16 protein-coding genes and 1 pseudogene are annotated in these 23,142 nt (G+C 43.2%); 9 read left to right on the top strand and 8 right to left on the bottom strand.

The annotated features are described in order from the left end of the window. On the bottom strand, positions 1 to 636 hold a 636-nt coding region (locus AC1DND_RS03485), incomplete at its 3' end, for a metallophosphoesterase family protein (RefSeq protein ID WP_477579147.1). Between the two features lie 1,062 nt (positions 637 to 1,698). On the opposite strand from AC1DND_RS03485, the gene AC1DND_RS03480 reads away from it, so the two are divergent. Both AC1DND_RS03480 and AC1DND_RS03475 read left to right on the top strand, forming a co-directional pair. Next, positions 1,699 to 1,875, top strand: a complete 177-nt coding sequence (locus AC1DND_RS03480) for a hypothetical protein (RefSeq protein ID WP_477579146.1) — start codon at positions 1,699 to 1,701, stop codon at positions 1,873 to 1,875. A gap of 95 nt (positions 1,876 to 1,970) precedes the next feature. Continuing rightward, the gene (locus AC1DND_RS03475) at positions 1,971 to 2,537 is read left to right on the top strand and encodes a hypothetical protein (RefSeq protein WP_477579144.1); all 567 of its coding nucleotides are present in this window, start codon (positions 1,971 to 1,973) and stop codon (positions 2,535 to 2,537) included. Positions 2,538 to 2,540: 3 nt separating this feature from the next. Here AC1DND_RS03475 and AC1DND_RS03470 read toward each other — a convergent pair whose 3' ends face one another. After that, the gene (locus tag AC1DND_RS03470; RefSeq protein WP_477579142.1) at positions 2,541 to 3,098 is read right to left on the bottom strand and encodes a hypothetical protein; all 558 of its coding nucleotides are present in this window, start codon (positions 3,096 to 3,098) and stop codon (positions 2,541 to 2,543) included. A gap of 361 nt (positions 3,099 to 3,459) precedes the next feature. Next, positions 3,460 to 4,560 (bottom strand): hypothetical protein, encoded by a 1,101-nt coding sequence (locus tag AC1DND_RS03465; RefSeq protein ID WP_477579140.1) that lies wholly within the window; start codon positions 4,558 to 4,560, stop codon positions 3,460 to 3,462. Positions 4,561 to 4,777: 217 nt separating this feature from the next. On the opposite strand from AC1DND_RS03465, the gene AC1DND_RS03460 reads away from it, so the two are divergent. From AC1DND_RS03460 to AC1DND_RS03445, 4 genes are all read left to right on the top strand, one after another. Then, the gene (locus AC1DND_RS03460) at positions 4,778 to 11,182 is read left to right on the top strand and encodes a P-loop NTPase family protein (RefSeq protein ID WP_477579139.1); all 6,405 of its coding nucleotides are present in this window, start codon (positions 4,778 to 4,780) and stop codon (positions 11,180 to 11,182) included. After that, a complete protein-coding gene (locus AC1DND_RS03455) occupies positions 11,139 to 11,888 on the top strand; it encodes a hypothetical protein (RefSeq protein WP_477579137.1) in 750 nt (249 codons plus the stop codon). Before AC1DND_RS03460 ends, AC1DND_RS03455 begins: the two co-directional genes overlap by 44 nt. 899 nt (positions 11,889 to 12,787) lie before the next feature. Continuing rightward, positions 12,788 to 13,855 (top strand): HNH endonuclease domain-containing protein, encoded by a 1,068-nt coding sequence (locus AC1DND_RS03450; RefSeq protein ID WP_477579136.1) that lies wholly within the window; start codon positions 12,788 to 12,790, stop codon positions 13,853 to 13,855. 48 nt (positions 13,856 to 13,903) lie between these two features. Then, the gene (locus AC1DND_RS03445; protein WP_477579135.1) at positions 13,904 to 14,635 is read left to right on the top strand and encodes a LytR/AlgR family response regulator transcription factor; all 732 of its coding nucleotides are present in this window, start codon (positions 13,904 to 13,906) and stop codon (positions 14,633 to 14,635) included. 444 nt (positions 14,636 to 15,079) lie between these two features. On the opposite strand, the gene AC1DND_RS03440 is transcribed toward AC1DND_RS03445, so the two are convergent. The 5 genes and pseudogenes from AC1DND_RS03440 to AC1DND_RS03420 all read right to left on the bottom strand — a co-directional run bounded on the left by AC1DND_RS03440 (position 15,080) and on the right by AC1DND_RS03420 (position 19,922). Further along, positions 15,080 to 15,553 (bottom strand): Imm26 family immunity protein, encoded by a 474-nt coding sequence (locus tag AC1DND_RS03440; protein ID WP_477579133.1) that lies wholly within the window; start codon positions 15,551 to 15,553, stop codon positions 15,080 to 15,082. A gap of 267 nt (positions 15,554 to 15,820) precedes the next feature. After that, positions 15,821 to 17,865 (bottom strand): annotated as a pseudogene (gene mobC, locus AC1DND_RS03435) (conjugal transfer protein MobC). 9 nt (positions 17,866 to 17,874) lie between these two features. After that, a complete protein-coding gene (locus tag AC1DND_RS03430) occupies positions 17,875 to 18,798 on the bottom strand; it encodes a DUF5712 family protein (RefSeq protein WP_477579131.1) in 924 nt (307 codons plus the stop codon). A gap of 2 nt (positions 18,799 to 18,800) precedes the next feature. After that, positions 18,801 to 19,343 carry a BfmA/BtgA family mobilization protein gene (locus AC1DND_RS03425; protein ID WP_477579129.1) on the bottom strand — a complete coding sequence of 181 codons (543 nt, stop codon included), beginning with the start codon at positions 19,341 to 19,343 and terminating at the stop codon, positions 18,801 to 18,803. A gap of 234 nt (positions 19,344 to 19,577) precedes the next feature. Continuing rightward, positions 19,578 to 19,922, bottom strand: a complete 345-nt coding sequence (locus AC1DND_RS03420; RefSeq protein ID WP_477579128.1) for a hypothetical protein — start codon at positions 19,920 to 19,922, stop codon at positions 19,578 to 19,580. A gap of 186 nt (positions 19,923 to 20,108) precedes the next feature. Between AC1DND_RS03420 and AC1DND_RS03415 the strand changes: the two genes are divergently transcribed. From AC1DND_RS03415 to AC1DND_RS03405, 3 genes are all read left to right on the top strand, one after another. Further along, the gene (locus tag AC1DND_RS03415) at positions 20,109 to 21,215 is read left to right on the top strand and encodes a PIN domain-containing protein (RefSeq protein WP_477579126.1); all 1,107 of its coding nucleotides are present in this window, start codon (positions 20,109 to 20,111) and stop codon (positions 21,213 to 21,215) included. 81 nt (positions 21,216 to 21,296) lie between these two features. Next, positions 21,297 to 22,205 carry a hypothetical protein gene (locus tag AC1DND_RS03410; protein WP_477579124.1) on the top strand — a complete coding sequence of 303 codons (909 nt, stop codon included), beginning with the start codon at positions 21,297 to 21,299 and terminating at the stop codon, positions 22,203 to 22,205. Between the two features lie 52 nt (positions 22,206 to 22,257). Next, the coding region (locus AC1DND_RS03405) for a PD-(D/E)XK nuclease family protein (RefSeq protein WP_477579123.1) at positions 22,258 to 23,142 on the top strand (885 nt) is incomplete at its 3' end.

Here is a 23,142-nt window from a genome sequence, read left to right as displayed (position 1 = left end):
GTTTTCTAATTCAAGTACACATAATCCGCCGTAACCGGCTTTTTTTGTAAACACGCCATTATCAATGCACTTGATGGGATAAAGATCTTTAAAATTTTCAATAATCTCTTGCTGGGTACCAGGGGTGTGCCCATGTATCAAAATCCGTCTACCAAGCCAGCCGTAATCTAAAAGATCGTTTTGATCCCTAGACCAGAGCATCGTGTGCACATCAGTGAAAGGATCACTAATTAGCATATTCAGCGCCGCATGGACGAATATAAATTGGTCATATTCGTAACAAAAGCGGAAAGATTTCAACAGATCAATATACTTGATAGGAATCTTATGAACCGAACTAGTCAGAAAACTAGACAATGTTTCATCGCCACCGTTTAACAGCCAGTTATTAAGTTTATCAGGGTCATCAAGTGCATCAAGCAGCATCTGCTCATGGTTTCCCCTCAAACAGATAAGTTCAAAACCATGTTCCATCAATAGAAAAATGGTATCCAAAACTCCCTTACTATCAAAACCCCTGTCAATGTAATCTCCCAATAAGATCAATCGATCAGTCTTTTTGAGGCGAACAGACTTTAGCGCTCTTCTAAAGGCATTGTCATTTCCATGGATATCTGATAAAACAAAAGTTCTCATTCGGTGCAAAGTTAATATTTGAAAGAGATTAACCATGCTACAGCGCAAATTTTCATCAGAAAAGGCTCTTATATAAAATGCCACAAAGGCATTTGTGTAGACATATTGTGTATTTCGGCGCGAAAGTGCCCCCTCTGCTTCGGGACAAACTGGCCACCAATTTGATTATCGGATTGCGCACTGTCCCTCACTAGGTATTAAGAACTATTTGCTTTCCCTTCTGTTGAAATGTTTTGGCAATTTAATACTTAAAAGAGCACATTTTTTTTTATAAAAAAATATTTTTAAACATTAGTTTGACCGATTTTCAACAGTCCTATTCTATGACAACTTTATCGAATATGTAATAGTTCTCCCCTGTCAGGAAAAACCTCAGCATTCTTTGAAACAAAAGATACAGCACGTGGAAGCAAAATTAGGTTTTTATAGTTATTTTCTATAAAAATCAGTTTAAAACAAACCAGATAAATTTGCTACTTTCGCTCAAGATGGATAATCATCTTAAAAGCGGCTAACTGGACAAACCAATTCTATTGACCTTATCGCCAATTTGCTAATGTATAGGTAAGCAAAACTTTATAACAATTTCGTTTCCGGTTAGATGGGGTCAATTTACTTTGGTTTTTCCACTTTGTTCCCTTCTAACGCCCTGAATTAACTGGTTTCGGGTCACCCTTTTTTAAATATGTTCTTTCTTGTCATCCGCTATACTTCCACTATTATTCAGCGGTTATCCATAAATATTATCAGGGCATTGAAATAACTTTAAAACTTGAAATAGTAAGATAAAATGCACGCTAAAAAGTTCATAATAAAAGGGGTGTTTTAGCCCCTTAACCGCCCCCCCTTCATAATCAGCACTTTTTTATACTTATCTTTGTTTCAAGCAAATGGAAAAGGATTTATACACAATTAGCCTTATCAAATACACCCTTTTTTATGGGTAAATTTGTATAACAAAATCAGACAGGAAAAAACTTTGTGGTAAGGTGAGACAAATAGAAAAACATTAGTATCATTTAAAAAGAAATTACATAATATATAGGGTATATGACAAATGTTATGATAGACATAAAAGGAATAATTCAATCAATTGGTAAACTGAACTCATGGAAACATGTGGTGGTACTTTTGGCAGCAATAGTGGTTGGCTGCTATTACATGATGCGTGACGCTCCAATTGAAGTACAAGAATACAACGCAAATGGAAAAATTCAGAAGATTACTAAATTCAGATAGGTTTATGACCCATCCGCTGGTACAGGTGGCTTTAATCATTGGTGACCTCCCATGCCGAACAATAGTATTACATTTACAAATTCATTTAAACGCTCATGCAAACAATTAAACAGTTCTTCAACCATGAATGGGTTAAGAACATTTCATATTCAGTTATCGCTGGTTTCATATTACTATTTGTTGCTGACTGGTACAACAAAACACCTCTGCTTTCAACTTTCATGATAGGTATAAATTACGTGGCTGCTTTGCTTACCTTTCAAATCCCTATCTATATATTATTTATTGCTATAGTTGTTATACCATTAACTTGGCGGTATCTTGCAGAACGAAAGAATAGAAGGTTGTTAGATGTTGATAACGGTCAATATCTAACCGCTACACATTTCAAGATGCTAAATTATACCGCTGACAAATTCCAACATACAGTTTGGAAATGGGATTGGAAATATAATGAATTATTAAAACGGTATGAAGTGAAGAATGTCAGCCCCGTTTGCAAAAACGAAGGTTGCCAACAAATAGCGATGGTCAGTGAAGGGTTGAATGATGAGTTTGGTTTATATATGTGGCGATGTCAAGACTGCTTAGAAATTACAGGTTCTGCTGATAGTGAACATGATATTATTGATTACGTAGAAAAGAAAGATTATTCTGCTTAAAACCTAACGGTTCAAAAAGAAACTTGCTGGTATAGTTGTACTGAAAAAGAAATTACTCATGATGCCATTGATAAATTCATCATACTTTTTGAAGCAAAAGATTATATCGTTTAAGTCACGTTTAGTTGGATCTAACAGGTGTACAACTTCTTTAGGGTGAACTTGCTTATTACGTTTCTTTCTCAATTTTCTCACAAGTTGCATTTGTGTTCTGAAATATTCGTCAACAATTTCTTCTTTACCAAACGTAGTTGCTATTTGGTCAAAGGTTAATTTCATTTTCTCGTTGAAGTCAATCTTCTCATCCTGTTGTGAGTGATTGTCTATTGTATTATAATAAAATATATCTGCCTCAATCAAGCCAAACAAATCTATTAAGCAGGTTTTAATCAAAATTTTATATTCTGCATCCCGACCTTCAAAAGACTTAGTTATTTCAATTAAACCATTGAAAGAATCTTTCATCTTATTGTGCAGTTTTGAAAACTTCGGTAGTACTTGCGAAGCCTTCAACATATCTTGTAAATTATCAAACTGCTTGGTTTTGCTTTCATCATCCATATTCCAAGATACAAAAAACCCTTCACGTAATTACACAATGAAGGATTCTACTATGAGAAATGATTTACAAAAGGTTTGACTGACCTGATATTCTACTAAGATACTGGTGGTCTAAACTTTTGTAAATGTTATTTTTTCTTTACTCTTTTTTTCTTTGGCTCTGACACCATGTTTCGTTGCAAAGTGGTTCTTCCCCAATTTTGGTAGTCAAGTCGATTTTCTTATTTCCTCTTCCATCGAGAATGATCTTTGCTAATTACTAAAAAGCATGTTTTATCGTCCGATGCGAGCTGACACTTTATTCCACCACCAAAATTGAGAAAGAACCACTTTCGTTGAAATATGCAGGTTTGCCGGAGATCTAAATGATCCTAAAGATTTTTTTGGATGGATCGAGTTTCTCTAATAACTCCTCCAAATCAGTTTTGGACTGCTGAAAGTACCTCATTAAGTTTCCCAGATTGGTGAGCAGATAAAGGCTTTCCATGTTGATGCCTACCACATTATCAAGGCATTTCCTCGTGCTCGAGGCCATTTGGTGCGTGTCTTCATCAGCGCTCAGACGGTCGAGCTCTTTTATCATGGGAGCAAAATAGTCGCTGTTGAGCACGCGGTAGTCGAATTTTCCGTCCTGCTGATGTGGCAGAACCTGTGTTCCATAAAGTTGATCCAGCGTTCTGAACTTGTCGCCATGTAGCGCCTCCATGCCACCTTTATTGAACAATTTGTTTTTGTATACGTGGAGGGCGTGCAGAAGTTCCTGGAAATTGGCAGTCAGCTTATCATTTCTCTTTCCAATCTCTTCCAGTCCCTTTACAAAGGTATCTTTTAGCAGCAGGCTATTGGATTTGATGATGCTGAGTTGAAGGTTGATCTGACCCGCCAGCGATACGGCTTCCTGGTAGTCCTTGAAATAATAGCGGTTGATGTATTCCAGCAGTTCGGATTTATCAAGCGATTCGAAGTTTTCACATTCCAGCGAAGCGATACTGACCATTTTTGGTGGTTCATTTGGGTTCGCCGTGCGGTGATCGATTGACTTTTGAATCTCTTCGGCCTGTCTTTCCAGTGGCTTGACAAGTGTCTGAAGCTCGGTCTTCCATCTTTTGCCTATTTTTTTTGTCCGTTTGATATTTGACCAACCATCGATGAGTTCCTTAAGTACAAGACCCAGTACCAATGTGATTACCGGAAGTATATCCTTGTACCAAGGACTGCTTGCCTTGGCTGCAGGATTTTCCAACCTGATGCGGATAGCGTGATCGGGCATGGTCGTCTTAATCTTTTGTTCTTTCGGCAAGGTGACAGACGGCTGGGCTGAGCGCTTTGGAGTATCAATTTTTTTTCCAATGGCGGAGACGACCTGTTGCTCGGCTGCCGTCTTTTGAACTGCCCTGCTATCTTTGGAAGCAAGTGATACGGCGATCACCAGCACGATCATAAGTTTGTTTTGTGAAAGCATATAATTGAAGTTGATTTTTTCCGTTCGGCAAATATACCCATTTCAGCCCTGACCTATACAGATCTGGATAGGGCCGGAGAATGATTATTCATTGATCTGACGCCACCCTATCAGCAGGAATTATCTGTAGAGCAGTTCCAACTCGGACGGATTTTCGCAGATCGGAAAATATGTTAATAATCAGTAAATTTACAGAGAAGAACAAAAATATAAATCAATGCTCCAAGATAACACCCCAGATGCCGCAGAATCCAGCGCGGGAGATGACTTTCATATTTTATGGTCGATCCAGAAGTGCCTCAAGCTGATCAACTTTGAGCCAAATGGCTTAAAGGCGATTTCAGTGGAGAACCTCTCTACTTCCGACAGTTCGTACCTTAATACCGGAGGGGGGATGAGTCTTGGCGTGGACCTGACCGAATATTACGGTGGAACCAGCATCCTGGATTCAGAGCGGATCGTTGTTTCCCAGCTCAAATATAGCACGCGCACCCCAGATAAGGACTGGACAGCAGCAAGGATCTGTACCAGCAGCAAGGGTGGATCGGAAGGCTCGATCATTGACCGTTTGGCGCAGTTCTACAGCAGGCTTTCAGCTCAGATCGATAGGTCAATATTACTGGACAAGGTTATCATCAAACTGGTGAGCAATCGCCCCGCCGCTGACAAGCTTGTTAAAGTTTTGGAGACATGCAAATCGTTGATCTGCCAGCAGCGCCCAAATAAAACGAGCATGAGCGAGCTCAATGCCAAACTTACTGCCGGCCAACAGAAAGATCTTTCCCGTCTGCTGAATGCTTCGAAGCTCGATCAGTACCAGTTCGTAGATTTCGTCAGTTTACTTGACCTGTCCGATTGCAACCAGTCCTCCAGGTTCCAGCTCGAACAGCAGATCATAGCGGCCATAACCAAATGGACTGCCTTTAAAACCTCACTGGAATACACTTATCTGCACAAACTGATCTGGGGAAAGATGATGCCCGAACAGAAGCAGATCAATACTGTTGTGCTCTCGGATGTGATCCTGGCCTTCGGACTTGCCGATATTTCGGCGATCTTTCCGGTAAACAACAAGATTTCAGCGCCAGAAAAGCTGGTACCAAGGGAGCAGCTTTCTGCTATCAAAGATGAACTGCTCAAACCGGAGAACCAGCTCATCTGCCTGCACGGTGGTGCCGGTATAGGAAAATCTACGCTGGTCAACATGATCCCCAGCGTTCTTCCGGAGGGTTCGGTGTCGGTCATCTTCGACTGTTATGGCGGAGGAAGTTATCTTGATCCAGAAGATCGCCGGCATAAGCACCAGGCCGGTATACTCCAGATCTGCAACGAACTTTCCCTCAAGGCCGGCTCCAGCCTGCTCCTGAGTGAAGATAAACCTGACGAATTTTACCTCAAACAGCTAAAGGAGCGGATGAGTTCCGCGCTTGCCATTATGCGGGCGATCCATCCAGAGGCTGTCCTTGCCATCATCCTGGACGCGGCGGACAACAGTGTCACCGCATCGGAACTTTACGATGGCAAGACTTTTATCAGGGACCTTTCGGAGATGCAGTTTCCCGAAGGCTGTAACATCATTCTGTCGGCCAGGACCGAAAGGCTAGATACCCTGAAGCTGCCAGAAGAGGCAATAACCATCCCGCTAGATCCTTTTTCCGATCGGGAGACCAGATTGTTTCTAGAGGGATATTTTCAAGATGTTTCAGAAGAGCAGGTCCTTGAGTTCAAAAAGCTGACCCATGCGACCCCCAGGGTCATGGCCTACGCACTTGAGCTTCCTGGAAAGAGCCTTAACGACAAACTTCTTCCACTCAAACCAGACGGAAAGACCCTGGAACAGATCTTCAGGTTACGTGTGCGCGAAGCAGAGCGCAAAGCTACCAAAAGACAGGTCACCGCGTTTTTGAAGCACCTGATTGCCATGCCCCGGCCGGTTCCGATGGACTTTGTCACCAGCGCTACTGGTCTTAGTGAGGCCGCGATTGGCGACATCAGGGTAGATCTTTGGCGGGAGATTCTGGAAAGTAACCGTGAATTCACTTTCCGTGACGAGGATTTCGAAACCTTTTTGAGAAAAAGCTACAAACTCGGCCAGCCCGATTATGAACATATCGCACTAAAACTGCTGGAAGCTGCCCCATCAGATGAGTATTCCAGTACCCACCTGTCGAATTTTCTGAGCAAATCCGGCATGTACGCCGAGCTGAGGGACATTGTGATCGAAAAAAAATATCTAAGCTATCCGCTTGACCCGGTAAAAAATAAAGAGGTATTCATCGAGCGGACCAAGGCCGCCATGCGCATGTCCACTACGGAATTCGATCCCCAGGATTTCATCAAGCTGCAGATCGTATCGGCCGAAGCGGCCAAGACCAATAGCGTGCTGGAGGAAATCCTACTGGACAAGCCGGACCTGGCGGCAAGATACGGTAACCTGCAGACCAACCAGAAGATCTACTTCCAGTCGGGCAATCCGGGCTGGTTCGGCAAGGTACACTATCGCAATGCGGCCGTGTATGCCAGGCAGAAAGAGACCTGGGACCTGGCCAAACAGCACCTGCGCAAGGCCAGGGAGTGGGTAGACTACCGCAATAAACTCGATGAAGAAGAACTGCGGGAATACCGACTTACCGCCTATGATCTCGCTTTTGGAGCTGAAGCGGTACTTCACCTTTTTGGGGTGGACAAGGCCATTGAATGGCTCGGCAAGTGGAACCCCAAGGGAGCAGTATACGATGTCGTGCATGTCTTGCTGAACAACCTTTTTGCCCTGGGCAATACCGTTCAGATCGACCGCTGGCTTAAAAATAAGGGCGACCAATTGCGCATAGATCTCAGGCTGCTGATTGTCCAGGTCTATTTTTTAAATGGCGTTAAAATTCCGCTCGACCTGAAAAAGGTATTGGCGGAAGTTGCTGTGCTTTCCAGGATCTCCAAAAAGGAGGATGAGCTGATGGAATCCATTGTCGCATGTTGTGAGGCATGCCTTGCTGCTGGCATATCCGATGTAGAAGTCAAGCCCCTATTGGGGCTGATCGATATACAGATCCCCGGACATCCCCCGAGCCTTTATTCCACGGGCCGCTCGGAGATGGAGCGTCTGGACCTGTTACTAAGAAAGGGGTTGATCCTGCACCTGTTCGAAGAGCGTTCATTTACCACAAAGGATTTCTATCCGAAATGCCTACAGGAAAAAAATGCCAGTACCGACCACAAAGTTCGCTCACAGGTAGAGGACCAGGTGAAGCGTTTCGAGCGGATCTACGGGCACCTGCTGCCCGCCTATAAGATCAGGGGGAACTATTTTTTCAGGAAACAATCATCAAAGGCCCAGCTGGAAAATTTGGGCAGCCTGCTCTCCAATTTTGACAGCGATTGGGAGCTCAACTATTACCAGAGACATGAAGCTCCGGGCCTGCAGAAGTTCATCATATTAAAGCTGTTGGACATCGCCTTCCACCAAAAAGGTGATGGACTGATCCATTCGATCAGGGACCGTATCCTAAAGGGCGAGCTCAAGGAGATCGATCTGTTGCTCTCGATCTGTGAAAAGCTGGGGCGTAAGGAACGTCTTCGCGAAACGGTGATGGCCATTCTATCCCATACCGAGCAGATCATAGACTCGGCGAACCTCTCGGGGAAGGAGATCATAGACAACTACACCAGGGCTGCGGTAACCGCCAGCCGATGCTCGCTGGAGGCTGGCAAGTACTATTTTGATAAGATGGTACAGGCCTCTACCGAGATCGATTTCGAGGCCTTCGACCAGATTCGCAGTGTCCATGAACTGAGCAAGCTTATTCCGCCACTACAGAACACGGACCTGGCCATCCAATTCTTCAGGTACTCCGAATACTGCCACCAGCGGATGCGCAGCTGGGACGGGTTCCCTTGGGATGTGGTAGTGCCGACATTGGCAAAACTGGACATCCGTACGGGGTTTGCCGTGGTCTGCCAGTGGGACCATAGATACGTTCGGTCGACCGACCGGCACTACATGGAGCTGATAACTGCTGCCCTGGAGCAGGAATTTATCCCTGCGGACATCGCTACCGGGATGCTGGCCATGAACAGGTACTATTACGACGGGCTTGCAGATTACCACAGGCTGCTGTTGGAGAGGATAGATGAGGCGAAGGACCATAAACTCAAGAACGAGGCACTGGTGCAGATCATTGCGGATATGAAATTGCATCGTCCGGGAATGAAGAATACGGCTTTTTTGAGGGGATTTTTGGATCTGGTTAAGAATGGTAAGTTTACCGACAAGACAATCATAAAAGACCTGGAAGGGTATATTGCAGAATTGGAAGCCATCATCGTACCAGCGCCTGATGAAGAAGCTGAGAACGGTGAGAAATCGGACAAGAAGCGAAAGGCGCTTTATTCCAAAGTACTGAAAAAGCATGCAAAGGTGGCTCCCGGTATTTTAAAATCAATTCTTGATGAGATCAGGGGCGGTGAAGCACGTGCCTACGTCAACATGGGGCAGTTATTCTCCGAAATTGCCAAAACGGCAAAGCCCGGGAACTACATCGCCTACCTTGAAGATCTGGTCGATGTGGATGGTATAGGGATCTGTTACAGTGATTTCGAAGATGGGCTGAAGATCCTTTTGGACAATTGGAAGAATGACAGGCAGGTCGGTGAATGGAAGAAAAAAGCATTTGATAAGATCGTCCAGAGCTGGTTCTATATCTTTTTTTCGGAGGACTACATCAGCTACAGCTCGTTGAAGCGTCTGGCGGCAATCCTGGGCATCCAGGAGCGCGACTTTGCCCTGGGGCTGATCAGGATGATCCCAGAGAAGCTCGACGGTTTTTCATCCAAGGTCCTCTATCAGATGCTCAGCTTCGTCTATCCGCTCACCGGGACCGAGGAAAAACAGCAGGTTTTGGGCTGGATCCTATCCAGGTGGTCTGCCAAGGTCCCAGAAGATTATGCGGTAACCGTGGCATCCGCCACCTTGCTATCAGGAAACCCGGCTGAAGTGGTGGCGACCTTTCTGCGTTATCACCTGGGCCATCCCAAAAAGAGGGTGAGGTGGATCACTGCGCACATCCTACGCCGCATAGTAAGGCTGGGGAATACCGATGTGATAATCTCGCTGCTGGATCAGCAGGATCAGCAGGATTGCCATCCCTTTCAGGACCAGCAGAATTTTTTCTACTGGATCTCGGCAAAACTTTACCTATGGGTGGCCATTGCGCGTATCTGCCAGGAAAGTCCAGAGGTAATGCTGCCGTTGAAGGATTATCTGTTGGCCGAAATCAGGGACCGGAAGCTGCCGCACGCTCAGATCAAGTATTTTGCACAGCTTGCTGCAAAAGCCATCCTCAACTATCAGCCAACGGCATTTGACGCTGTGGAGAAAGACGAAATCGAGAACATACTTTCTTCACCTTTCGAGGTCATCAAACTCCGGCAGACCGAGTACCCTGAAGACCGGGAGCGCACCGATCTGAAATTCTCTTTCGATTCCATGGATACCCTTCCTTACTGGTACGAGCCGCTGGGAAGGATATTCAAAGTTGGCAGCTATCCGGTGGCTGCAGTCGCTGATAAATTTATCAGTGAGCATTGGGGCTATGTGGGTGATGTGAGAAAAGATGACCATATCAGGGATTCGGATTACAACGAGACAGGCAACCGGCATGGCTCCGAGCCGCGGGTAGAAAATCTGAGGAGCTATTACGAATACCACGGGATGTTCTGTGCGGCCTATACGCTGCTGCAGAGCAGGCAACTTGTGGTGGTGGAGGACAACTGGAGGGAAAGCTGGGAGGAGTGGCTGGAAGGATGGGCCACCTGCTGGAAAGATTTCTGGCTATCGGACTTCAACCAACCGACCCCACTGGTCAAAAAATACTGGGTCAACGACCAACAGGGAAATCCGGACTGGGAATGGGACATCGGGCAGGCGGATTTTGATGAGCTACTTGGGCTGGACCAGAAGGATACCCTTGTGGTGCACCTGGGCGCTACGGTTTATATCGGAAAGGACAGCGAAACCCTGAGCCTCCGCTCTGGACTTGTGGACCCGCAGACTGCGCCTGCACTGTTGAGATCCTTTCAGACCAGGTCGGCAAACGAAAACTACATTTCCATGGAGGACGATGATGATCACGAGGGCTATGAGACCCGGAGCCTGAAGGAAAGGTTTCCCATGTTCAAGATACACGGCTGGCTGAGGCAGGAAAAGACCGAGGTAGAAGGCATAGATGACAATGATCCGCTGTTCAAGGATGTTTCCAAATCAAGGATAAGACTTGGCAATGCTTTCCAGCAATGGAGCGGCTGCGGGTTTTCGGTCGATTTCGGTTATAGCTACAGGGGAAAGCCTATCGAGCAGAACCGGATCTCTGAACTTTGGATCTGGTCCTCTGTTAGCGAAAAGGACAGCTATAGCAAATTCTCCAGTAATGGGGTCTCCCTGGGCATGAAAAGGGAAGAACTGAAAGCTTTCCTCATGGACCAGAAAAAAGACCTGATCGTTAAGGTCGAGATCAAGCGGAGCGTGGAAAGGCGCGAGTACAAATATTATCCCGAATACACCAAAATTTATTTATTCAGAGCAAATGGAAGAATTGAAATACTCTCAGGAGACTATAGCACTTGGTAAGAAGCTGATCAGGGAATTCTCCGCACACGACAAGCGTGACCTTACCCTTGGCTGGATGGCCCATTATCTTTCTGAGCTGATCGCATCAGCTGAACAGGAGCAGAAAGGGGCAAAAAAAGCGGAGCTGAACAGGCAAGCCTATGAAATGATCTTGACGTTATGGCAGAACAGAAACGATTTTCCAAGGGGAACTAGGCCCCTGACGGGTCTCTCTTCGGCGGTAGAGGTGGTCAGATCGCTCAGAAAGCGTGATCCCGGATTGGATTATTGGCAGCGCAACAGGGAGTACCAACAGAACGGACCCTGGGGGAATTTTGCGGAAACGGTGAGAAATTCATCGGAGAACATCTTTGCGCTCGCTGTTTTTGCCAGTGTAAGCGAGGATGCGCTGGCTAGGGAAAAGGAATGGTCGGAGTTTCCAAACCTATTGTCAGAGGAGGAACGGGAGATGCTGGAGTATATCGATGAGATTCTTACCCGGGACGAAAATCCGATAAAGATCCATTTCACCAGCCCTGACAGCAAGGAAAAGCCCAAGGAGGTAGAAAAGATGAACAAGTTGCTGGCCAGGATGGAGAAGCTTCTGAAAAAACAGACTGCCCAATTTGAGGCGCTTAAAAGTACGGTACTTAAGGGCAGGGAGCTTGATACTGACAGTGATAGTGACGATGATTGGGAAGATGCCTTCAATGATCTGCTGGATTAAAAAAGGCGAGTTTCGACCGTCATGTTAGTGTGGCAGATGAGCCTAAATACTGTGCCGGAGATCTTCGCAGCGGATAAATTTATGCCTCAAGGCGGGCTACGTCGACAGTAGACGACCCTGCAGATTCAACATAAACGTTCCCAAGGTTTCGTTCAGTCCGGCCAGTTTTTTACTCCATAGCTTAAACGCTTCCATCTTGAAAATTGGGCACTCCTCGGCTGTACAGTTTGGAGCGGAATCCAGTGTCTACTATTAGTGACGGTCTATTCCTGGCCAAATTGTATGCGCTGATCGAAGGAAGAGACTTTCCTCTGGGAGTAACTCCTTTTCATTTTTTAAGTTCAGGCCAAAATGAGGCCTCAGGCGATAAAATCGTATCTGATACGATGTTTGGTTTATTGGGTAAGTCTTGAGCGTCTCAGGACGTTTTTTTTGAAGATTTTCAGCTGTATTAATTAGGGTGATGCGTTGCTGACCTAATGGAAAAGATCTGATATCGTGCTGAACTCGGTTAGGTAGGAGCTTACCGGAAGAAAGAAATTTGAGCTTGGTGATCCTTTGCGTTCATAGGGGAAAGAAACAGTTTAGGCAATTGACAGGCAGTCAAATTGTCCCCAGCAAAAAATAAAATCTGTATTTAAACATTATAATTCTCCATCGTAACCTGTTATCATTCTCCCCCTCCCTGTCAGGGACAGCAGTGGCATCCTTTTGGAACAAAAGATACAGCAAATGGCCCGGACCGCAGGGGACAGCACAGAAAAACAAAAAAACAAAACATCTAAACCTTCATCCCCTAACCAGAGCAGATACCGTCTCGCTAACATCTTCCCAAACATCAATTCCCCATAACTTATACCAGTAAAAAATAACGTAAATTCGGCCATAGCTTAACCAACATGACCTACCCTCTTCCTCCCAATCCAGCACTCCCCATACCCCTACTGGCTGCAAGCTTCAACAACACCTCAGCAACCTATAAATATTACTGGCTGTTATCCATTTTATCAGAACTGGAAGAAGGAAACATCGTAATACCAAAGCACCGTCTTTTTGCAGGCATGGTATCGCGCGCCTGGTATACCGTTAATTATTTCCATGTTTCATTTGGCAAACAGGACCAGCTACAGCGGGCAATCAGCCAGATCAGAGAACTGGAGGGCATAACTATCGATGAAAAACAAGAAGTTGTTAAAAAGAAGATTATCGGTAGCCTAAATCCGTTAACAGCCAAAGCCATCCAATATTTTGATAAAGAGGTACCTCACCGGTATCTAAGCCCATGGTTTCCGGAATCAAAAGGAAACCGATCTGAAATACACCAGCGTTCAGCAAATTTCGAAAACAGCAGTCCATATGCACTGGATGAACAGAGCCTAAGGATAAACCCGCTCTGGCAGGCCTATCTCGTCGAACATGCCGGTATTTTAAAGGCATTCTGTTACTGGCACTTGAGTCTTTACCTACAAAAACACAATCCCAACGTTCCCGATATCCCGAATAAACTTATCAAACCAGCAAAAAGGAACAGCCTGTTAAACCAGCGCAAATTCTGGAACAGGATTCTAGACCATACCGGGCCACTGGAATGTATATACACGCAAAAAAAACTTGCGCATGGCAACTTCGCCGTTGAACATTTCATCCCCTACGCCTTTGTGTCGCATGATTTGATCTGGAACCTGATCCCGGCAGACCCATCTTTCAACAGCAGGAAGAATGACAAGCTGCCAAGGATAGAGGATTACTTCGATGGGTTTTATAACCTACAGAAAACCGCAATTACCATTATGGCTGAAAACTATCCGAAAGAACCCATAATGGATGAATACCTAAGTATATTTCCTAATGCAGATGCGCACCAATTGCCTGAAATTGATTTGAAGCGACGATTTTTAGAGAATATCCAGCCGCTGCTTACTATTGCAAACAATAATCTTCCAAAGCAGCCAGGCATTGCTAATTAAGAATACAATTATTATTTTAGCCATATACTTAGCCGAAACTATTTTGTTATGGAACTAAAATGCGTAATCATCGATGATGAAAACTACATACTAAGCCAAATAGAGGAACTTATATCAATAACACCAGGAGTCATCCACGAGAAAAGCTTTGATAATGCATATAATGCTCTAACATATCTACATGTCCAAAAACATGTTGACATCGTCCTTTTAGATATTGAAATGCCACAGATCAATGGCATTGAAGCCGCAAAACTGCTTAGGCCATACTGTGATTTTTTAGTATTCGTTACAGGCCATTCGGAATACGGAGCCCAAAGTTTCGAGATCGGTGTAGATGGTTATTTACTTAAACCAGTAAGCGAAGTTAAATTTATTCAGCAGGTTCAGCGCCTATTGGAAATAAAGTCAAATGAATCGTCAATTAAAAATCCCGACAACTTTCTACTGGTAAAGGGAGGATCAAAGCATAAATATATCAGCATACAGCTCGAAAAGGTTTTATACATCAAATCGATGTCAAACTATGTACGGATTTTTTTAACGGATGAGGATCACATCACCTATCATACGATGAAGCATATAGAAGAGGCCATCCGGGAACGAACTGAATTTTTGAGGATCAACAGGTCTGAAATTGTATCTTTTAATCACGTCAAACAGGTTGATGGATACCAAATATTGCTTAATAACGGAAACAAATTTATGGTAAGCAGAAGTTATAAGCATAAATTTGATGGGTTCTTGCGCAACCGGTTACCGGGCCCGGGGATCAGATAAGCTACAAACGATCTTTTAAAAAAATCTCAACGAAATTAAAAATAAGAGGCTTTCTTGGATCGCTGCAGAAAAAACAAAGTCCAGCAATTTTATATCGCGCAGTTTTGTTACTTTTTTTACATCTCACACGCCACATGCTTGCGCCAGCGTAGGATTGTAACTAAATGATTACCAGCTCCTTAAATTCATCAGGAATTTCATTATATAGAGGAATCATTAGCCTTGAGGGAAGCCAATTACCTACACCATACTGAATGTCTTCATCACTTATTTTTTTCATTGAAGGCTCAGATCTCAATACACCTCTAAAGTGTGCGCCAAGAGAGATATCGCCTATAATAAATATACCCTTATTAAACAGCGAAAGCCCAACATTCTGATGGGCTCTGCAATAACTATATCCATTCCTCACACACCACAGGCGTGCGCCAGCGTGAGCGGACTTTAGTCTAGACCAGGAGGTTTTTTTAATCTTAGTCCTTGCAAATATTTGTTTTGAATACCATTATAATAATCTGAAATCCTTTTTTCAACATGAATCTGATCCCAGACAGCCAAGCGCTCTAATCCTATGCACTCTAGGTATTCTACTTTTTCACAGCTACCATTCCAATCTATCCAACAATTCGTTAAATCACCTATCTCTTGAATAAAAAACGGAACTGTTTCTTTTAGGTCTGCAGGTAGCTCGCCGACCCCGATGATCTTCCATGCACCACTTTTTATGGCTTTATGGTTAACTAAAATTTTAAAGATAATTTTTGATTGTTCTATTAATGAAAGATCAGTTTCCTCTTGGTTTGTTCTAAAATCATAAAATGCATACACATAGTTTGCAATGATCCTGCCATAAATATGATAACCCTCGTCGATCTGCACTTTGAAAAATGCACCTAAAATTTCCTTTTGTTTCAACATCCACTTTAGCTAAATGTTTTTAAAGATGGCGAGTTAAATTATAAAAGTAAACCGGACCTGTCAAAAGACAGAATCCGGCTTTATTAACGCTCTCAATGCACAAGATATAAAAAATACCTTCACCTAAAAACTTTGTYAATATTTTCCGCAAAAAAACCGTATCCGCATTTAATCCTATCCAGTCTAACAGAAGCCTAGCTACCTGCGAAACAAAAAATAACGCTCAAGAGCGTCTAAACGTTAATAACAACCAATTCATTACCTATATCAAATACTAACCAACTGCTCCTGATCACCATCTTCCGCACCGCCTCCCTCATTCTTTACCTTATCTTCTTCCAATGAAACGCTCCTATCGGCCCTCGCCAAAATCCTCCCACACTCCTCCTCCAGCAAAGCCTCTACCTCATTTTTAATCATCATATAATTCTCCACGATATCCCCATAACTCACCTCCCTCGGCCTCGGAATCGGCACATAACCTTCCATTTCCTCTGCGATCGCCCTATGATCATTCTGGATCTCACAGTGGAACATTTTCAATTTAATCTTTTCCTCTGGGTTATCCGCCACAATCCCAACAAATTCTCCCGATGACAAAGAAGCAATCTTAGAAGCGGGCACTGCATAATCCATCTGCGTAGACCTGGAGATCGAAATATCAGAACTATTGATGCTTTTGCTTTCCTTATCCTGTACAATCTTTCCAAAATTCTCAGACAGCTTTTTCGCCGTATCCCCGCTCACCTGCCCAGAGATAATATTGCCCACAATGTTCGTGATCACATCCGCCTGCTCCTGCCCGTAGTCCTTCCTCAACTGCGAAAAATCCTGCAATCCTAAAGTAGTCGCACATTTATAGCCCCTCGCCACGGCAATATGGCTGTCCATTCCGCCCACAAAAATCGAGGAATATTCATCAAAGACAATGCTGCTTTTCTGCATCCCCTTTTTGTTCACCAGCTTTAACATGCGGTTCACATAAAGCGAAAGCACCGCCCCATAGGTCTGCACCTTCTGCGGGTTATTGCCCATACAGACAATCTTCGGCTCCAGCGGATTATTGATGTCCAGCGTAAAATCATTACCGCTCAGCACATAATACAACTGTGGTGAAGACAACCTGGCCAGGCCGATCTTGGCCGAGGCAATCTGCCCCTCCAGTTGTGGCATCGCCTTTCGCTGCAGCGCCGAAATAAATGGATTGATCAGGACCCTGATCTCCGGCTCTTCCTGCAGTACCGCAAAAAGCCTGTCATATTCCGCCTGGATCAGCTCAATCGCATGCGGCAAAGTGCAGTAACGCCCGTTTTTGTATTTACGCAAAAACCAGATCACCGCCGTTACAAAATTGATCGCACTCTCCGCAAAAAAATCACCCTGTTTTTTGATCCAGTCCCGGTTCAGCCCCAGCATTACTGTCCGGCTGGCCTCGGTCGCGTCGGTAATATCCTCCATACTCTGCGGATCCAGCGGATTGCATCTGTGATAAATCCTGTCAAAATCAATTACCCAGAAGTTCGGTTTAACCTTATAATTATCCTTATATTTCAGCAATGCGTTGTAGGCAATGATCGAAAGGTCATCGAACTTGAAATCGTACAAAAACATTGAAAAACCCTTGCGGATATGCTGGGTGATCACATGGCGGATCACAAAATAACTTTTCCCAGACCGCACCCGGATCCGGGGGTGCCCGTAACGAGCAGCCCCCGGAAAGGATTAATGATATTGATGTACGAGTTCCTGATTTTTCCTTTTAGATTGTACCTGGCGGGTAGATTGACCGAATACTCATTCTCCAGCAGTCGTTCTTCCTGCGGAAAAGTTTCATTCTCGCTATTAAATACATCGGTGCTGATAGAAGATTTGATCAACCTGGAAAGCATGGCTCCCCCGGAAAGTATCAATAGATAACCGGTAGAAGTTGTGATGATATAAAGGCCAGCAGTTAGCTGGGCATCAAATCCTAACCTAAAAACGAAAAAGGCCGCAAAATAAAACACCAGTCCTATTGCGATATAAAGCATAATGTCCTTCTTTTTGATCTTTTCATCCTTCATGCCTTTTACACCCAGCAGGGAAATGGCTAAACACAATAACGCTGCAAGTTTTGGTACCCAAAACCCATCAAAAAGCCCGGTCCTCGAAACATTCAAAATCAATCGATCCGTAATCCCTGCTGTAAAGCCCCAGATCTTGAAAGCTAAATAACAGCTCATATAAAAATGGATGCATAAAATAAACAGACTGATCAGCCTGATAAAATCAGTGATCTTACGCAGCCCTTGCGTATCTTCTCCTGTATTCATCTTCTGTTGTTAAAATTTGAGTTCCTGTTGCTGAGTTTTTCTTTTTTTCCGTTTCCTGCTCCTCAAGGCCGGTGAAACGGGATCAAATTCTGGCCGGGCCAGAAGCAGATCGAGTAAATTATCAGAAGGCTCAGCCAATAACTGCGGCGAAACGTTGGAGATCTGTTCCTGAGCTGAAGCAGCTTGTACCTTCTTCTGCTTATCTTTTTGCCCGGCCATGGCGAGCCGCTCCTCCAGATTTCCATTCTTTTGCGTATTGGCATAAGTAAAACGCTCGCTAATTTGTCTCTGAYAGTTAAACATTTCATCGAAGACCTTTTCTCCTGAAGCTTTAAAAGCCACCCGGTCAAACTGCCCGATCTTTTTGGAATGCTCCAGGTTTCCTCCCCTGGAATTGTTCATTGGGCTCAGCTTGATGGAATTAGTGATATCCTTACGGCTTACAATCACCTGGATATGCATCTGCTCTCCTGGCTTCGCATCTCCCCTTTTCACCGTTCCATTTTTTACTTCCTTATCTTTGGCTGAATAATAGCGGTGGTTTTCCAGCTTTCCAAACCAAAGCAAATCTTCATTGCTCTTAATACCCGGACGGCGAAAATTACGGGCATATTCATCCATGATTTTGATGGCAAAAGCTTTTAACTCTTCCTTAGTTCCTAAACCTTCCAGCATTTTTAAATGCACGATCTCTTTCTGGCTCGGAGAGATATTGACCAGAAAAAATTTCGCATCATATGCGGAGAGTTTAGCGATATTCCGATCAATTGATCTTTTTACCACATAGGAATCGATGTGGCTTTCTTTTCCGTTAAACCAGTGTCCCGTTTMCTGCTCAGGAAATAACCTGTTCTCCTTATCCAGGTAATGCACGAGCTGCGCACTACTCCCCTTATTGTTACCCGTTTCGCTTGCTGAAATATTGATAAACATTGTTATAGACTTTCTATCTGTTTACGCGTCAGTTCTGCCAGTTCTTCTTTTTCCCTGGTTTTAAATGCGCCCAGTTCTTCCCGTGCTTTGATGTAACTGTTCAATATCTGCAGCATCTTGAGCTTTAACGTTTCCCTTGATTCCATGTTCTGCGCGATGAGCTTGATCAGTCGATCATTATCCTGAGCGGTTTTCAAAAACACCCCCTGGTTTTTAACCAGGGTTTTATTGGCACCAAGCACCTGCTCATTGAAGAATTTGACGATATCCTTTTGATTGGTAATCATCTTATCCACACCCTGCTTGATCGGAACCAACAGTAAGTCCTCCTGCGCCCTGATAAAAGCCATATAACTTTTATGCCCTTTGGCAAGCGCAATCTTTAACAGTTCATCATTCAGGTCAGTCGGATCCTTTTTATTACGGTAAAAATAATCTACCATCTGCGCGAAAACCGTCCGTTTGGAGCGGCCCAGCGCGAGGCTAACCTTTTGCAGTTTATCACCCGTAAGCTTGGTATGTTTTATCGCGTTCAGATTTTCCATAACCATATAGTTCGTTGAAGGGGAATTCTTTAGAGATATCCTTTATCGGCCCTGGCTGCACTTTCAACCTATCAAAGAATTCCCGGAGAATTCTACCAATGCCCCTGAAGCGTGCTACAGGGTCATAAAGTAGGGTCTGCCCAACTTCCGCTTGCTCCTTTTTCTATAGGGAAAAAGGACTAAACGGCGAGGAACCCGAGCCGGTGCTTTTAAATGAAATAAACTGTTTTATTCTTAGTGTTTTGCAATAACCATATCAGTAAGTAGCGGTTTACCCAGCTCATTGGCTTCAACTGTTAGCACCAGTTCTGTTCCAAACGGTAGATATCGCACCTCTGTTTCACCAGCCATGTACCTACCTTGGTTAGCGGCTTTTCGGTAAACCGACAGGGTTATCTTTTTATGAGAATCGACCAGCGTAAAAAAACAGTTGATGGTCAGACCACTTTTTGACCATAACATAAAGTCAAGTGTAGCGGCATGAGTACCGAGTGGTACATCTTCTTTCTTGTAAGAATAGTTTTTAGGATCATGCCCTGCTTCCAAAGCAGGAAAGAATTCCAATACGGTTGTTTCCATGATGTTTTGAATTTGATTTCCAAAATTGGCTAGGAAAAAACAGGGGGTATCCAATATTGGAAAGGTTGGACTGAAAAAAGCGCTGTAGTATTAGGCAGCAGTGACAACTCCTTCGCTAAAAAACGAAAATAACTTTGTGATCAGATCCAAAATTGTACATTTGAAAAATCACCAAATATATTAACAATGTTCTCAGTTCTAATTGACACCTCAGCTTACGAAGCGTTACGCTTATCCTTTAAAGGAGATATCTTTGACTCTCTTAAAAAACTCAGTGATGAACAGAAAACAACTGTTGTTGGGAGTGACATTCTAAAAAAAGAGATGGAATCGCATCTGAAAGAAACGATAGCGAAGTCTGTTAACAAATTGGAAAGTTTAAATAAGGATTTAGACAGATTGGTGCAAAATGATTTGGGTTTAATTTCCTCTTTATTGTCTGATCCTACTAAGTTCAAAGACGACTTATTTAATGAACGCAAAAAAAGGATCGATGATTATTTTGATAGCATTATTTACGAAGAACTTGATATAGCCAAGGTAGATAACAACAAGATTATAAATGATTATTTTAATATAAAGCCACCATTTGGCGAAGGAAATAAGCGAAAAGAATTTCCTGATGCATTTATATTAAACGCCTTTATAGATGAATATGGTGATAATTTAGCGAGTACTTGCCTGATCAGCCAGGACGCAGATTGGAAAAAATTTGCAGCACAATATCCCGACATTAGATTTTTTGATTCTATAGCGAAATTCGTTGATTTTATCCACACAGAATACGATTCAGTATTCATGACATCACTAAAAACAGCTGTAGAAGGTAAAAATGATCTTATCGTTTCTTATTTAAAAGACGTTATTTCAGATAATGAAATTACAATCGACGATCTCTGGATAGATCCGGAAATTGAGCTAGATCCAGAAAGTGTAACCGTTAAAATCATTGATTTTAATGTTATCTCCTTTGCAAGCGAATCGGCCAAGATCGATGTCAAAATCCATGTTACCTATGAGGCTTGGTTATGGGCCTATGATGAAACAGCGTCATACAAAGATGATGATACAAAAAGCTGGGTTTACTTCGGCCAGAATCAATATTCGGCAACTGTAAAAAAGGAGGTCTCAGTTGAAATTGAAGTTGGTTTTGATCCACACCCAAATGTTTTTGCAGATACGCTTGAGGTTTTAGATGCTTCGATTCCTGATGATCTTTTCTATGTCGACGATGAACAGCATATTGAATTGGTTAAGCACTGGAATGATAATGATGATTACGAATCCATTTAAACCTGTGAGGTCAGGCGCTAAGTCCCAGCTCAATGACTATTTAACATTTTCTAACGCAGCTATAACAATTACAATGAACAAATGAATGCAAAAAAGAAAATATCGCCACAAGCAATCCTTGCGCTTCGGGAAGCTTTAGCATCAATCTATTGGAAAAAAGAACATTTAAGAGATTTCGTCAAGCTTTCTCTGGACAATTCCGCAATCGTCGCCACCATCAATTGGGAGGGTACCAAAAGGGATAGCATTAAAGAATTGCTTGAGCGTATGATCAATAGGCGTGACATCTATGATGCCGATCTAATGAACCTTTTTTTAGCTGTAAACGACTTTACAGACTTTGACAATCTTGATTTTTGGGACGAAGATGGCAGCAAGAAAAAGAAAGCAAAACAGTCTGTTGCTAACCTCAGAGGCCTGACAAAGGGATATTTCGAGGCAACCAAAGACCAAGAAGCGGCTAAAGCAAGGAAATTGGAAGCAGAAAAAAATCTAAAAAAAGTCGTCTCCCTAGAGGATGAGCTCAATGCCCTCAAACAAGACTTCTATAAGATTGCAGCTAACCAAAACTTTCAACAAAGAGGCTTTGAGTTTGAAAAGTTCTTATATGACCTTTTTCTCATCTACGACCTTGAGCCAAAAGAATCTTTCAAAATATATGGAGAACAGATCGACGGTGCATTTACTTTCCAGGGAAACGATTATCTATTGGAAGCAAAATGGAAATCAGAAGTTAACAGAAGCGATCTGGCTCACTTCTGTTTTAAAGTAGAGGCAAAATTTAAGACAGCCGTTGGACTACTCATTTCTATCGATGGAGTAACCAAAGAGGCGGTTTCTTCTGACTTTAAATCCATCATAATTATGGATGGCGGAGATTTGATAGCCATACTTGATCGACGTGTAACACTCCCGGATCTGCTTTATAAAAAACGTAGGCATGCCATTGAAACAGGCAATATCTATGCCCGATTCACCGATTTTATATAAACGGTGATGCACAGATACCATACTTTATCTCAAAGGCACTTCTTAGATCAAAATGAATTTATTTAGTTCGCTTCTTAACCTTTATCGCACCAACGGATCTAAAACTCCTTTGGAGGATTTCACAACGGAAATCCTAGCACATGTACTGGATAGCGACAGCGAACTCAGAGACGCTTTCGTCAACACAGTATTAGGCATTGAGGGTAGTGGATTTCGGATTTATTCCCAGCAGCATTATCCTTTTCGCAAAGGCAATAGAGCAGCATGCAGAATCGATTTGGTGATAAAAAACTCCGATACGCTTTGTTTTATTGAAAATAAAGTAGATTCTCCGGCCGGGAAAGACCAACTTACCAATTATCTGGAGCTTTTATCAACACTTAGTTCATTTGAACGTAGATTCCTCCGTTACTGCACCAAGTTTTATGATGGCCAACCACATATTAAATCCGAGTTTTACGCAGAGCTGAGATGGTATAATATTTCGGATTTTTTAAAACCACATGACAAAAACGAACTTATCAAGCAATTTTTGGATTTTTTAGAACTCAATCAGATGGGAAACTCTACTGACTTTACATTACATGAAATTTTAGCCTTACAGCACATTAACCCTGTACTTTTAAAGATGAACGTTTACCTGGATAAGATAAAGCCGAGGTTTACCGAGCTGTTTGGCAGTATCAACAATTCCAAATCATCAACCCAGTTGTTAAATTACAACCGTCAGGTGATCCGGATACACCCGATATTCGGGACTGGTTATAGTGAACTTGGTACAGGGTTCGATTTCAACGGCACACCAAAACTATTCGTTTGGATGTGGGTAGATGAGAACTGCTCAGATTATCACAAATTTATACACATGAAAGTTCCTGATGGGCTGTTCCATAATGAAAATTATATAGAGTTCGGTAAACCGTTATCTGATTTTATC

It is taken from the genome of Pedobacter sp. 01N416 (assembly GCF_056399685.1).
The sequence above is the reverse complement of the archived record's forward strand: the minus strand, read 5'-3'. Positions and strand labels throughout refer to the sequence as shown.

Excerpts from the sequence above, each read along its gene's own strand:
- AC1DND_RS03455 (WP_477579137.1), top strand. The coding sequence starts at position 11,139 with ATGGAAGAATTGAAATACTCTCAGGAGACTATAGCACTTGGTAAGAAG.
- AC1DND_RS03415 (WP_477579126.1), top strand. The coding sequence starts at position 20,109 with ATGTTCTCAGTTCTAATTGACACCTCAGCTTACGAAGCGTTACGCTTA.
- AC1DND_RS03475 (WP_477579144.1), top strand. The coding sequence starts at position 1,971 with ATGCAAACAATTAAACAGTTCTTCAACCATGAATGGGTTAAGAACATT.
- AC1DND_RS03425 (WP_477579129.1), bottom strand. The coding sequence starts at position 19,343 with ATGGAAAATCTGAACGCGATAAAACATACCAAGCTTACGGGTGATAAA.
- AC1DND_RS03440 (WP_477579133.1), bottom strand. The coding sequence starts at position 15,553 with ATGTTGAAACAAAAGGAAATTTTAGGTGCATTTTTCAAAGTGCAGATC.
- AC1DND_RS03470 (WP_477579142.1), bottom strand. The coding sequence starts at position 3,098 with ATGGATGATGAAAGCAAAACCAAGCAGTTTGATAATTTACAAGATATG.
- AC1DND_RS03420 (WP_477579128.1), bottom strand. The coding sequence starts at position 19,922 with ATGGAAACAACCGTATTGGAATTCTTTCCTGCTTTGGAAGCAGGGCAT.
- AC1DND_RS03460 (WP_477579139.1), top strand. The coding sequence starts at position 4,778 with ATGCTCCAAGATAACACCCCAGATGCCGCAGAATCCAGCGCGGGAGAT.
- AC1DND_RS03410 (WP_477579124.1), top strand. The coding sequence starts at position 21,297 with ATGAATGCAAAAAAGAAAATATCGCCACAAGCAATCCTTGCGCTTCGG.
- AC1DND_RS03450 (WP_477579136.1), top strand. The coding sequence starts at position 12,788 with ATGACCTACCCTCTTCCTCCCAATCCAGCACTCCCCATACCCCTACTG.
- AC1DND_RS03445 (WP_477579135.1), top strand. The coding sequence starts at position 13,904 with ATGGAACTAAAATGCGTAATCATCGATGATGAAAACTACATACTAAGC.
- AC1DND_RS03480 (WP_477579146.1), top strand. The coding sequence starts at position 1,699 with ATGATAGACATAAAAGGAATAATTCAATCAATTGGTAAACTGAACTCA.
- AC1DND_RS03465 (WP_477579140.1), bottom strand. The coding sequence starts at position 4,560 with ATGCTTTCACAAAACAAACTTATGATCGTGCTGGTGATCGCCGTATCA.